This is a genomic window from Asanoa sp. NPDC050611 (assembly GCF_040654855.1).
In the GTDB taxonomy this organism is placed as follows: domain Bacteria; phylum Actinomycetota; class Actinomycetes; order Mycobacteriales; family Micromonosporaceae; genus Asanoa.
Window position 1 is genome coordinate 1 of record NZ_JBFAIU010000005.1, and the last position, 12,879, is coordinate 12,879.

At 68.5% G+C, this 12,879-nt stretch carries 10 protein-coding genes; 4 read left to right on the forward strand and 6 right to left on the reverse strand.

Annotated elements, in window-relative coordinates:
- Positions 1 to 69: 69 nt before the first annotated feature.
- The gene (locus AB0H87_RS01490; protein ID WP_360137773.1) at positions 70 to 2,475 is read right to left on the reverse strand and encodes an esterase-like activity of phytase family protein; all 2,406 of its coding nucleotides are present in this window, start codon (positions 2,473 to 2,475) and stop codon (positions 70 to 72) included.
- 180 nt (positions 2,476 to 2,655) lie between these two features.
- On the opposite strand from AB0H87_RS01490, the gene AB0H87_RS01495 reads away from it, so the two are divergent.
- Positions 2,656 to 3,435 carry an SAM-dependent methyltransferase gene (locus AB0H87_RS01495; protein ID WP_360137775.1) on the forward strand — a complete coding sequence of 260 codons (780 nt, stop codon included), beginning with the start codon at positions 2,656 to 2,658 and terminating at the stop codon, positions 3,433 to 3,435.
- Here the strand turns inward: AB0H87_RS01495 and AB0H87_RS01500 are convergent.
- The gene (locus AB0H87_RS01500; RefSeq protein ID WP_360137778.1) at positions 3,425 to 4,078 is read right to left on the reverse strand and encodes an NADPH-dependent F420 reductase; all 654 of its coding nucleotides are present in this window, start codon (positions 4,076 to 4,078) and stop codon (positions 3,425 to 3,427) included. The genes AB0H87_RS01495 and AB0H87_RS01500 overlap by 11 nt on opposite strands.
- 209 nt (positions 4,079 to 4,287) lie before the next feature.
- Here AB0H87_RS01500 and AB0H87_RS01505 point away from each other — a divergent pair, with 209 nt between their 5' ends.
- Both AB0H87_RS01505 and AB0H87_RS01510 read left to right on the forward strand, forming a co-directional pair.
- On the forward strand, positions 4,288 to 4,674 hold the full coding sequence (locus AB0H87_RS01505; protein WP_360137781.1) for a DUF488 domain-containing protein: 387 nt from the start codon (positions 4,288 to 4,290) through the stop codon (positions 4,672 to 4,674).
- 11 nt (positions 4,675 to 4,685) lie between these two features.
- On the forward strand, positions 4,686 to 5,429 hold the full coding sequence (locus tag AB0H87_RS01510; protein ID WP_360137944.1) for a DUF429 domain-containing protein: 744 nt from the start codon (positions 4,686 to 4,688) through the stop codon (positions 5,427 to 5,429).
- On the opposite strand, the gene AB0H87_RS01515 is transcribed toward AB0H87_RS01510, so the two are convergent.
- The 3 genes from AB0H87_RS01515 to AB0H87_RS01525 all read right to left on the reverse strand — a co-directional run bounded on the left by AB0H87_RS01515 (position 5,430) and on the right by AB0H87_RS01525 (position 9,699).
- Positions 5,430 to 6,770 carry a hypothetical protein gene (locus AB0H87_RS01515; RefSeq protein ID WP_360137784.1) on the reverse strand — a complete coding sequence of 447 codons (1,341 nt, stop codon included), beginning with the start codon at positions 6,768 to 6,770 and terminating at the stop codon, positions 5,430 to 5,432.
- 119 nt (positions 6,771 to 6,889) lie between these two features.
- A complete protein-coding gene (locus tag AB0H87_RS01520; protein ID WP_360137787.1) occupies positions 6,890 to 8,581 on the reverse strand; it encodes an AAA family ATPase in 1,692 nt (563 codons plus the stop codon).
- 350 nt (positions 8,582 to 8,931) lie between these two features.
- On the reverse strand, positions 8,932 to 9,699 hold the full coding sequence (locus AB0H87_RS01525; RefSeq protein ID WP_360137947.1) for a (2Fe-2S)-binding protein: 768 nt from the start codon (positions 9,697 to 9,699) through the stop codon (positions 8,932 to 8,934).
- A gap of 320 nt (positions 9,700 to 10,019) precedes the next feature.
- Between AB0H87_RS01525 and AB0H87_RS01530 the strand changes: the two genes are divergently transcribed.
- On the forward strand, positions 10,020 to 11,612 hold the full coding sequence (locus AB0H87_RS01530) for a peptide deformylase (protein ID WP_360137790.1): 1,593 nt from the start codon (positions 10,020 to 10,022) through the stop codon (positions 11,610 to 11,612).
- Here the strand turns inward: AB0H87_RS01530 and AB0H87_RS01535 are convergent.
- On the reverse strand, positions 11,609 to 12,859 hold the full coding sequence (locus tag AB0H87_RS01535; protein ID WP_360137793.1) for an ATP-binding protein: 1,251 nt from the start codon (positions 12,857 to 12,859) through the stop codon (positions 11,609 to 11,611). The genes AB0H87_RS01530 and AB0H87_RS01535 overlap by 4 nt on opposite strands.
- Positions 12,860 to 12,879 lie beyond the last annotated feature (20 nt).

A 12,879-nucleotide genomic window follows, 5' to 3' on the forward strand; every position in this document is an offset into this window, starting at 1 on the left:
CGGCGGACCCGAGCAGACAAAAGGAGCCCGCACCGTCGTCGACGGTGCGGGCTCCTCCCCTATCCGGTGTTACGCGGTGAAGCGGAGCTTCGCCTTGCGGGCCCGCACGAACAGCAGCGCGCCGGCCGCGACCACGAGCGCGCCGATGCCGCCGATCAGCAGTGCCGGGGCGCCGGTCACCGGCAGGCCGCCGCCGTCGCCCTCGCCGCCGCCGACACCGCCGGTGCCGCCGTTGCCGTTGCCGCCCTCGTGGTTGAACACCTTGTCCGCCGCGCCGAGGCGCATGAAGACCGTCTCGCCGGTCGCGTCCTCGACGCCGTCGTTGTCCGTGACCGCGAAGACCTGGCCGTTGCCCGCGATGCCGAGGCCCTCGACCTTGTCCTGCACCCAGCCGTTGTCGGCCTTGAGGAGCGGCAGCAGGTCGACCGCCAGGGTCTTCTTCGCCGTCGGCAGCGCCGCGGTGCCGAAGTCGGCGGGCACGTCGAACGTGTAGACCTTCTTGACCGTGGCCCTGAGGCCGCGCTGGTTGTCGCGCTCGATCACCGCGAAGGTGTCGTTGTCGACGGCGACCAGCTCGGACAGGCCGATCCAGGCGCCGGCCGGGGCCGCGTCGAGCTGGTAGCCCAACCACGCCCACTTGTTGTCGGCGACCGAGTAGCGGCCGATCCGGACGGTGCCCTTCGGGTCGCCCTTGAGCTCGCGCTGGACCGCGACCCAGACCTGCTCGCCGGCGCCCTCGCCGGTCGCCGCGATGCCCTCGAAGCCGTTGCTGGTGACGTTGGCCGCGACGTCGGCCGGCAGCGTGATCTCCTCCTGCACGGCGCCCTTGTCGTTCAGCCGGACGATCAGGTTCGGCTTCTCGGCGGTGCCGTCGCCCTCGACCGCGACCCAGTAGCCGCCGTCCGGGCGGGCCGCCACACCCTCGGCGTCGTAGCCGATCGGCTTGCCGTCCAGCGTGACGGTCAGCTCGCTCTTGACCAGCGCCGGCTCCTGCGCCGTGTCGATGGTCAGCAGGCGGGTCGGGGTGTAGACGCTGTCGGTGATCGACACGAGCTGGTCGGGCTTGCCCGGCACGGGGCTCAGGGCGGACAGCGCGCCCCAGGAGATGGGGGCCTGAGCCTGGCCCGGCTCGTACGCCGAACGGATCGTCGGGAACGCGCCCTTCTTGTCGCCGTACTGGAAGATCGTGACCGACGCGCGGATGCCGTCGTCGGGCAGGTCCTCCTCGCTGGACACCACGAGCAGGTTCCGCGACGGCACCGTGGTGACGCCCTCGGGGCCGTTCGTGGTCGGCATGATCTGCAGGAACTCGGGGTTCTTCGGCTTGCTCACGTCGTACGCGGCGACGAAGTTGCCCCGCTCCGAGTTGACGAACAGCACCGGCTTGCCGCCGAACCGGCCGAACGCGACCCCCTCGGGCTCCGTGCCCTTGGCGTCGGAGCGGCTCTCCGGGTAGAGGCCGTGCGCGGCCGCGAGCCGGTCGAACGAGTTGCCGGCGTCGTAGACGACCTTGCCGTTGCTGTTCCACACGGTGAAGCCGCGGGAGCCGCCGACGTAGTCACCCTCGTTGGCGGTGGCGAACGTGTTGTCGTCGATCCACGTGACGCCGTCGGGCTCGCGGGCGACCGTGAGGTTCTCGGTCTGCGCGATCGTGCCGTCCTCGGTCTTGTCGATGCCCTTCAGCTTGACCTGGCCGGCGCTGAAGTCCCGAACGACCTTGCGGCTGCGCAAGTTGACGATCGCGATGTGGTTGTTCTCCTGGAGCGTGACGACGGCTTCGTTCCTGCCGTTGATCGACACGTACTCCGGCTCGGGGTCGTTCGGTGCGACCTTGGCCAGGCCCTTCAGCGCGACCTTGTGCAGCTTCCACTTGGTCACGTCGTTCCCGAGGTCGACGACCTGGAGGAAGCCGGCCGGCTGCTGCGGGATCTCGCCGTCGTTGACGTCCTCGTCGCGCTCGTTCTCGATCGCGATGGCGGCGTACTTGCCGCTGGGCGCGACCGCGATGGAGTCGGGCTGGCCGCCGAGGTCGTACTTCGTGACCTCCGTGCGGGTCTTGAGGTCGATGACCACGAGCTCGCCGGAGGTGTTGACGAAGTCCTCGCTGGTGTTGACGACCGCGAGCACGAAGTCTTGGAACACGGCCACCGAGGTGGGCTCGCCGCGCAGCGCGAACGTGCCCAGCGGCTTCGGCTTGGCCGGGTCGGAGATGTCGAGGAAGCCGAGGCGCTCACCAGGGCTGTCGGTGGAGATGACCGTCTTGCCGTCGGTGCTGACCGCGCTGATCTCCGCGACGGTCTCCTGGTCCTCGGCGCTGTTGAGGTAGACCGGCACGGTGGCGAGCCGGGCGAAGCCGGGGTCCTTGGCGGTCGGTGCCGCGGCGACCGCCGCCTGCCCGATCATCGCCGGAACGGTTATGAGGCCGGCGACCATGGCCGTGCGGACGAGCCGGCCGGTCGCGCGTGGAACGGGCATGCTGAAACTCCCTGGGTAGCGGACTTGATCTGCCTAATGGCCGGCGTTGACGTGAAGCTGTCCGCTGGGCCAACGGCGGGTGTCCCCCGCACAGCGGAATACCGCTTGGCGCTTGTTATGCCCGGGCCGGCGATAGGGTGGAACGATCTTCCCGATTGGCCGGTTTAGAGGGAGTAGATCGTGGCGCAGGGTAATTCGTCCTGGTCACCCGACGAGATCGACCGCGACAAGCCGAATGCGGCTCGGGTGTACGACTATTACCTGGGCGGGGCGCACAACTTCGCCGCCGATCGTGCCATGGCGGAGCAGGCGATCGCGGACTGGCCGGAACTGCCGGCGCTCATGCGGGCGAACCGCGCCTTCCTCCGGCGCGCGGTGCGGTTCATGGTGCGGTGCGGCGTCCAGCAGTTCCTCGACCTGGGCGCGGGGTTGCCGACCGCGGGGAGCGTGCCGGAGACGGCGCCGTCGTCGCGGGTGGTGTGTGTGGACATCGATCCGGTCGCGGTGGCGCACGGCCGGGCCCTGCTCGCCGACAATCCGTTGGTCACGGTGTTGCAGGGCGACCTGCGTGACCCCGCCGCGGTGCTCGCCGCGTCCGGCTTGGACCTTTCGGCGCCCGTCGGTGTGCTGCTGGTGGCGGTGCTCCACTTCGTCGACGACGCGGCCGACCCCGCTGGGATCGTGGCCGCGTACCGCGACGGCCTGGCGTCCGGGAGCATGTTCGCGGTCACCCACGCGACCGCGGACGCGCAGCCGGAACGGGCGGCGACACACCGACAGCTTTACCGGCGTACGGCGTTGCCGATGACGATGCGTACGCGTGCCGAGGTGACGTCCTTGTTCGCCGGTCTGGAGCTGTTGCCGCCCGGCGTGGTCGACATGACGCACTGGCAGCCCGACCCGGACACGGACCAGTCGATGCGGCTGGCCGGGTACGCGGCGGTGGGGCTCAAGCGGTGAGCCTGGTCCGCAGCGTCGAGGCGTCGAGGTCGGTCAGGTAGACCGGGGTGCCCGGCTGCTGGCGCCAGCTCGCGTCGAGTGATCCCGCGTCGACCGGGTCGAACCCGAGCGCGTCGACGAGTTTCTCGACGACCTCCTTGGCGGCGGTGTCGTCGCCGGCGATCGGCAGGGCGATGCGGTCGGTCTCGCCGTTGGGCTTCCCGTTGCGCCCGAGGTGGCTGGCCGAGATGTTGTTGAAGGCCTTGACCAGGCGGGCACCCGGAAGATGGTCGGCGACCCAGCGGCTCGAGGTGATCGCCCGGTCCATGATCGACTCGATCTCGCCGTCGCGCTCCGGGTAGTAGTTGATGGCGTCGACAACGATCTTGCCGTCGAAGGCCTGCACCGGGAGTTCCGTGACCGCTGTGGTCGGGATGGCCAGGACGACGATGTCGGACTGCTCGGCCGCGTCCCGGACGGTCGAGGCCTGTGCGCCGGTCTGGTCGGCGAGCGGCCGGAGCGAGTCCGGCCCCCTCCGGTTGGCCACCAGAACGTCGTGACCGAGTTCCCTGAAGCGCCCGGTGAGCGCGCCGCCGACTTTGCCTGACCCCACGATGCCGATCCTCATGCCGCGCCACTTTCCCCTGTTCGCGGCGTTCTCCACGTAGTCACTGTCGGATTCTTGGCGTTTTCACTCTGCGTGGTTAAGCCGGTCCGGCCGTGCTTGCGGCACCTGTTCCTGATGGGGGCGTCCGCCCTGATCTGGCACGGTTGTACCTGTCTTCGGAAGTGTGGTCGTTTCGCTGGGGGTAGGTGGCCGCCCCCGCAGCTCGTCCCGGAGCTGCGGGGGCCGGCCGTGGCATGGTTGGTGCCGTGGTTGTTGGCATCGGGTACGAAGGCCTGTCGCTGCCGGAGTTCCTCGCCCGGGTGTCGGCGCTGGGCGTGTCACACGTGGTCGACGTCCGCTACGCGGCCCGGTCCCGAAAGCCCCCGTTCAACAAGAAAGCGCTGGCCGCGGCCTTGTCTTCGGTCGGCGTCGGCTACACGCACATGCCGGAGCTGGGGAATCCGCCGTCGAACCGGCCTGGTTTCGGAGGTTCTCCGGCCGAGCTCGTCGCTTCGCGCGCGGTTTATGCGGGCTTGATGCCGTCGCTGACGCCCTTGGTCGAGCTGGCGTCGCGAGAGCGGGTGGCGCTGCTCTGCTTCGAGGCGGACCAGTCGCGCTGCCACCGCGACGTGATCCTGTCGTCACTGCCGTGATCACGGTCGGGGTGGATCTAGCCGCGGCGGACGAGCGGTCTGGTTTGGCGGTCGTGTCGTGGTCGCCTGGGCGTGCTGTGGTGACGTCCCTCGCGGTCGGGGTCTCGGACGCGGAGATCGTGACGGCGATCCGTGGGTCGGACAAGGCGGGCATCGACTCGCCGTTGGGCTGGCCTGCCGCCTTCGTCTCGTTCGTGTCGGCGCACGCCGACGGGGTGGTGACGCCACCGCCGCCGGGCGAGGGTTCGGCGTGGCGACGACGGCTGGCGTACCGGCTGACTGACGAGGTCGTTCGCGCGTCAACGGGATTGATCCCGATGAGCGTGTCGGCGGACCGGATCGGGCACGCCGCCTTCCGGGCGGCGGGCCTTCTGCCACTGCTGGCGCCGTCGGGGGTTCCTCTGTCCCGCGCCGGCGACGACGTAGTGGTGGAGGTGTATCCGGCGGCGTCGCTGTTCTGCTGGGGCCTGACGCACCGGGGCTACAAACGGGCGGGGTTGGCGTCGGATCTTGTGTCGTCGCTGCTGGCCGCGGCGCCGTGGTTGTCGCTGGGCGAGTTCGAGGCGCTTTGGCGCCGCAGTCATGACGCCCTAGACGCGGTCGTGGCGGCGTTGGCCGCCCGAGCAGCAGCGACCGGCCGCGCGACCAAACCAACCCCTGAGCAACGAACGACGGCGACCTCCGAGGGCTGGATCGCGTTGCCCACGGCCCCGCTGGTCGACCTCGTCGACCCTCGACCACCAAGCGACCGCTGATCAGACAGCGGTGAGGTCCGCAGCGGCGCGGAACGAGTCTGCGGCCGCGTTAAGGTACCTCTCCCACTCGTTCGAGGATCGCGCCTGCGTCGCCGTGGGAAAGGGAATGCGGGCGGCGATGAGTCTGCGTGGCGTCTCCGAGTCGTCGCGGCCGCGGCGCCAACTGCGAGCGGGCGCATCGCCCGGGTAGACGAGCACCGCACGGCGGAGAGTGTTGCCCGGCCGGGCTATGAGGTGGCTGTAGGCAAACATCTGATACTGGTCGCCACGCTCCGGCGACGATCCGGATGCCCTGTCCTTGTACTTGGCATCGACTACCCACATGTCCTGACCGCGCCACGCGACGTTGTCCGGCCGAGTACTTTTCCCCCGTGTCGGCCGGTCGGACAGCCATGGGTCCTCGACAAGATCAACGGGCTGAGTGGGCGGGCTGAGGACCGGATTGAACCCGGTACGCAGAAGCACTTGATGGACAATCCGTTCCCACAGCTGATCTGTTGGGATTGACAGTTCCACAGGGTGAATTAACTGCGGGCCGGTGTTTTGGGGGGCATGTTCGCTCTCCATCAACACAGCGAGACTCTGGTGGAGCGCGATCGTCCACGGCTGGTCGAGCCGATCGAGGCGTAGCCGCGCTCCGACGACGACTGCAACTCGAGGTGGCAGCGCGGTCACGCCGGCCAGTGCACGGCGCAGTGCGACCGCGTCATGGCGGAGTTGTGGCTCGGCGTACTTACCTGGGAAACAGGACTTGACGCCACGGCCGTCTGCGATCCATTCCAACGCGGCGCAAACGACTCCGAGGAGGACGGTCGACTCCGTCAGCTCGTCGTAGTGGCAGGTGAGACGCGGATCTGACGTGACCGAATAACGCAGCGCGCTGGCGGGCTGGATCCGACCTCGTACCGACGACCGAATCACGGCGACTGGGCGGTACCCGCGCCGAGCCGAGTTCAGCCTCGCCAGAACTTCATCCAGCAGCCCGCGGTACAGCAACGGTCGGTGTAGCGGCGAGCGTTGTGGAATCCCGGTCAGGTCGTGAACCTCTGGAGTTAGCAAGTTCAAACGTTCGAAGAGCTCCAGCAAGCCGGCGACGGTGGTTCGATCCTGCTCCGCGGGCGTCCGGGCTGCTGAAAGGTGCTGCTTCGAGGGCTCGACGTCAGGCGCGATCAAGCTGCTGTCCCAGAGGGCGCCATCCGCGTCCGCGCGCCGCGACGCCCCCAGACACCGGTTCAAGGTCTCGAGCTTCTCGGGGTCCCGAGCGGTTACATGGAGGCGATTCGTCTCGTACAGCACCAGATCGTGATGACGACGAGATGCCCAAGCGTCGACGACGAGCACTCGGCGATCGTCCGGCCGCCACGGCTTTGGCGCCACTGTAATCACGATCTGATGGTTTGACCCGCCCGCCGCGACGAAACCCACTCGCGTGCCACGACGAGCGGCTGCGACCGTGAGGCTCATTGCTGATTGGCGGCGGCGAAAGCGACCTCGTCCGGTTCAGCGCTATCTTCCTCGATCGTTGGTTCGTCTGGCGTCGCCGCGGCGGGGCTTCGTTGTGCCGCGATGCGCGCGCCGCGCGCCAAGCCCGTGCCCTCCACCACAACCTGGAGCTCCAACGACTGATGCAGGAAGTCGTCGAGTTGAGCCAACGCGTTCAACGCCGTGGGGGCTACCTTCTGGAGATCGGCGTGCTCCCCGAACCAATCGCTTCGCGTGACGGGATCAAGCAGATTCTCGGCCCCGAAGGCGCGGACGGAGTCGATGAGTTGGGGAAGAATCGTGTATTGCCAGTGCAGCTTGAGCCGCAATACCGCCTCCTCCACACCGACTGCATCCTTCAGCATGGTTGCCGCGGCGTAGAGGTACGAGTGGCCGAGGACACCATCCGGGCCGAGGCATGGCCGCAGCGCGTGATCGTTGAGGTCGTGGAGCACGGCGGCAGAGGTGCCGAACAGCTCACGCACGGGCGCCGGCACGGTCGCAGGCAGGTCGCCGACGTCGGGCATCGTTGGCTCGAGGCGATGGAAAGCAAACCGTCGACGCAGCGCCGAATCGAGCGGAGCGACGGACCGGTCGGTGGTGTTCGTTGTGGCTATGACGTACACGTTGTCTGGGACAAAGAAGGTGCGCCTCGAGTACGGCAGTTGCGCCGGCGTCGGCGTCGTCCAGTCCTGCGCGGTTGCCGGTGTCTTGATGTCACGGTGCTTGTACCGAGCGCGCCTCGATGCTTCGAGCGTTAGTAGGAGGTCGCCAAAGACGCTCGGCACGTTGCAACGGTTGAGCTCGTCGAGCAGGACGAGAACGTCTTTGTCTGGCGCAGCAACGGCGGCGGCGCAGACCGAGACGAAGAATCCATCTTGGAGCCCGAACTTGCCGGTCGAAGTCGCTGGTTGGTCGAAAGCCTTCGCGGTGGAGGCTTCAGCCTCTGGCCGCAGGCCCTCGATAAAATCCTCATACGAGCTGCTGGGATGGAGGACGATGGCGCGGTAACGCTGATCATCGAAGGTCAGCAGATCGCGCCCGGTGCGCGCCCTCCACTCTCGAGCAATTCGTTCAATCGTGTAGGACTTGCCCGTGCCCGGCACTCCTTCGAGGACGACATTCTTGAAGGTCAGCAGCGCCTCGAATATCGGGTCTGACGTCATAGCCGGCGCCGGGGCCGGCTCGGCTAGGTGGGGATGCGTGACCATGTCGGTGAACAGCTCCGGGATGCGTTCGTTGAGGAATCGCAGCAGGGTGAACAGATGGGCATCTGTGATCTTGAACAGATAGCCCTGTTTGACGTTCCCTTGGACATCGAACGGCCCGACGCCTGGATCGCGGTTCGGGATCTCGATTCGCGGGATCGGCCTGGGCAGCTCGTAGTAGTCGACTGGGCACAGGTAGCCCTGTTCGCCCCAAGCGTCGCCGCTCAGGCCTTCCGGTCGGGGAGCCTCGTAGGGCGCCTCAGCGACGGTCCCGATCGCGCGGACAGCGCCGTTCTCGTAGTGGATGATCCGTTGCCCCACCCTGAGCTTGCGCACGTCGGTGTGATGTGCGACGCCATAACCGGCCTTCGTCTGTTTCGGCGCCCACACGAAGCCCCCGTCCCGCTCTGGCTTGTAGCTCGCGCCCTGGTTGGCCCACCACAAGCCGGGGAAGGGAAGCACCTCGAGCCCAAGCTTCGCTAGTTGGGCGATCCCCTGCGTCGCGTCGAACTCACTCGCTCGAAGGGGCTTGGCACGGGGGTGAACCGGTGCGCGACGCCTGCTACCGCCTTGGGGTCGTAGAACCGACCTTCGTGGCGCAGGACGTACGTGGTTGCCGTGCCAAACCCGTACCTCGCGAGGAACGCCTCACGACCGAGTTCGTCAAACTCGGCCAACGTCGCCGTAACCGCGGATAGATCAATCTCCGAAAGCGACATGCGTCTGAGCCTAGTCCCGACGACGAGACTGTCTACCGTCGTGATCGTCTTCGCGGCCGCACAGGCGGCCTGATCTGGCCGTCAGTCGTGCACTTAGGACGGGCGGAGGACGCAGCCGGTGCAGAGTTTTGGTTGCGGGAGCGTGAAGGCTAGGCAGCAGGTTTTGCGCTGGACGTTCAGTTGGCCTCCTGGGCCGTCGACCAGGTCGATCAGGTCGTCCAACTCCAGCGCAGTCAGCAGCGTTGTGATGTTGTCTCGGGTCGAACCCGGTAGCCAGTCCGCCGCACGTAGCAGGCCGTATGCCATGCCCGATGAAACCGAACCCATCAGCGTCCGAGCCCCGACCCGGACCTCCGCGTGGATCGCTTCCAGCATCGGGTTCACGTGCTCGTCCAGCAGCGACGTGCGGAACGCCTCCAGCAGCGCCGCCTCGTCCGGGACCACCACGACCTCGGGCAGGCCCGAGATGGCCAGCGGGTCCGACGGCAGCACGGCCACGTCAATAGAACGGCGGTAACCAAGCGTCAGCAGCGGACGGTGGTCCTCGAAGTGGACCAGGACGTCCGACGAACGCAGCAGCGGCACCCGCCGTGCCGACGCCCAACCCAGCACCGCCGGCAACGCCAGCCAGTAGCTGTAGGACTTCCACGCCAGCGCTGCGGCCGCGTGGGGGGAACCACGCCAGCGGCGGCCCGCGGCCTCCAGCAGTTGCGGGAGGTGGGAGCCGTCGGCCAGCGACGAGGCCGGCAGCCAACCCGCTGGGTCGTGGACGAGCAGGCCCTGCGTCAGGCCTGGGAGATCATCCGTCCCGAACATTGAGCGCAGGGTGGCCGAGATCGGGTCGAAGGGCGCGCCGGCCATCGCGCGGAAGTCGATGGTCGCCGTCACCGGGACCGGACCGCCGTCCGCATCTGTGCCGTCACAGAACTTCACCCACTCCGATTGCCAGCCGGAACACCATAGCGTGCTAAGGCTAGCCTAACCAGAGAATCGCTGGTCGGCGCGGGCTACTCCTCATCTGGGCGGATGACGGCGCTTCGCGGCGTGTCGACTAAGTCGCGCTGAGCGACGATTGTCAAGTGATTTGTCGGTAACGCGGCACTTCTGGTCGGGTTGCGATCCTGCGCAGCAGACTGGATTTCCGGGCCTCTAGGGGAGTCCGGCCCCAACAGGGATGCGTGATGCCGAGCCCGCCGTCGCCGACCTCACCAATCTCGCCGATAGAACGCGCCGCCCAGACGTTCGCGGCCGAGCTGTCGCGCTGGCGGGTCGAACGCGGCCTGACGAAGAAACAGCTCGCCACGCAGATGGGCTTCGATCCCTCGTACGTCAGCCACGTCGAGGGTCGCCGCCACCGCCCCACCGAGGACTTCGCCCGCCGCGCCGAGGCCGTGCTCAGCGCCGGCGGGGCGATCTGGCTGCGCTTCCAGGACTACGACGACCTGCGCCACGCCCGCGGCGCCGCCGGGCAGTTGCAGCGCGACCCGCCCGTACCCGAGCAATGGATGCCCCCTGGCACCGGCCTCATCGTCGAGCAGGAGGTCGCCACGCTCGCGTTCGTCGGCGACGCGTACCGCTGCGTGATCCGCCGCTCCCTCTACAACGCCGGGACCGAGCCGGTCACCCGCTACCTCGTGCGGGTCGCCGTCGACCGCTATCCCGACGACCCGGAGCTGTCGAACAAGCACCACCGTGACAACCCGCTGACCTTCGACGAGCTCGATCTGCGCGCCTGGTGCGACGACCCGCCGGCGCGCGAGCCGATGGAGTGGCGCAAGAAGCACGACCGCGACGCGTTCAAAGAGGTCTGGTTGCTCTTCGAGAACGCGAACGGCCGCTTCCCGCTCTATCCCGGAGAGCGGGTCACCATCGAGTACGCGTACACGGTGGGTCAGGAGAAATGGGGTCGTTGGTTCCAGCGCGCCGTCCGGCTGCCGACGCGGCGGCTGACCGTGCGCCTCGACTTCCCGACCGAGCTGGACGCGCAGGTGTGGGGCGTGGAGACGTCGCTGTCGGCCGAGGAGGCGCCGTTGCGCACGCCGGTGGCGCGGCGGGCGGAGGGTGACCGCACGTGGTTCGAGTGGACCACCGACTCGCCGACGCTCAACGCCCGTTACCGGCTGGAGTGGCGGTTCCGGGGGCTGCGGGAGGCGCCGAACGGGTGGCGGGCGTCCCTGCCGGCCACCCCACCGGTCGTGCCCGCGCAGCGCCACGCGCCGCGGACGCCGAGCGAACGGATGCGGTCCGTCGGCGTGGTGCAGCGGGGCAGCGCACTGCTCGCGCATCCGGCGGTGCCGTTGCGGCTGCCGGAGGACGCCGCCGCGGGGCGCGATGTGGTCGACCGGCTGTTCGCCGCGCTCGAGCGGATCGAGGAGATGCACATCTTCAGCAAGGGTGTGGGCCTGGCGGCGCCGCAGATCGGGCTCGCCGTGGCGATCGCCGTAGTCCGGCCGGCCGATCCGGCGGCTGAGCCGTTGGTGCTGGTCAACCCGCGGATCGTGGACGCTTCGCCGCGTACGGACGAGCGGTATGAGGGGTGTCTGTCGTTCTTCGACGTGCGCGGGCTCGTGCCGCGGTCGTTGCGGATCCAGGTGGAGCACGCGGACTGGTCCGGCGAGCGGCTGGTGACGACTTTCGAACGAGGGCTGGCGCGGCTGGTCGCGCACGAGGTCGATCATTTGGAGGGCCGCTTGTACGACGAGCGGATGGCGCCGGGTGCGGCGCTGGTGCCGATCGGCGAGTACCGCGAGACCGGGGTGCCCTGGAGCTATTAGCTCGCGGCTGTCTGCCAGAGGGCGCTGACCGGCATGGCGCGGAGCTTGTCGCCGAACGGCAGCGTCGCGGTGCCGGTGTAGAGGACGACGCCGGCGACGAAGTCATCGCCGAGGCGGTCCGCGAGTCGGCGTAGGCCGCGGAAGTCGTCCGGTCCGACGGTCGAGGCCGCCTTCACCTCGATGCCCACCACGTTGCCGGACCTGTTTTCGAGCACGCCGTCAACTTCGAACTTGCTGTGGTCGCGGTAGTGCGAGAGCTCGGCTGCCGCGCGGCACCACGTCAGTTGGCGGGCCAGCTCGGACAGGACGAAGGACTCGAGCAGCGGCCCGAACGGCGCACCCGGGCGGAGCAACGACCGGGCGTCGATCGCCAGCTCGTTCGCGGCGATGCCGGAGTCGACGAAGATCAGCTTCGGGGATGCCGTGGCCCGGGTGCCCAGGTTGCGCGACCATCCCGGAACGCGCTTGACGAGAAAGATCTCTTCGAGCGCCTGCATGTAGCGAGCGATCGTTGGTCGGCTCAGTCCGAGCTCGGACTCGAGCGAGTTCGCGGCGATCACCGTGGCGGATCTGGCGGCCAGCAGGCGGACGAGCTTGCGCAGTTCGGCCTTGCGGTGGATGTCGGAGAGCTGGCGGACGTCGCGGTCGATGAGGGCCTGGACGTATCCGTCGAGGAAGCGCTGGCGGCGCTGGGAGTCGGTGCGGCTCGTGGCCTCGGGGAGCCCGCCGCGCACGATCCGGGCGGCGTAGTCGGCGCGGGTCACCGTGGACTCGTGTCGCAGCTCGGGTCCCGACGCGAAGATGGCGTCGATGAAGCCGTCGGGTTCGTCGTCGAGCTCGCCTTGTGAGAAGGGCCAGAGCTCGACGGTCTCCATCCGGCCGGGCAGAGCGTCGGGGGCGGCGACCATCCCGAACAGTCGCGACGATCCGGTCAACAGGTACCGGCCGGGGCGTGGGTCCTCGTCGACCGACGCCTTGATGGCCAGGAGCAGCTCTGGTGCCCGCTGGATCTCGTCGATCGCCATCAGCTCGCCGGTGTCGACGAAGCCCACGGGATCGGCGAGGGCCGCGGCGCGGTCCTGCGCCCGGTCGAGGTCACGGCGCTCGGCGAGACGATCTTGGGCGACGACACGGACGAGGGTGCTCTTGCCGACCTGGCGGGCCCCGGTGATGAGCACGACGCGGGTGTCGGCGAGCGCGGCGCTCACCTGCACCGCGGCACGGCGCGGGATCAGGTGTGTCGGCACGCCCTCATGCTAGCTCGCGG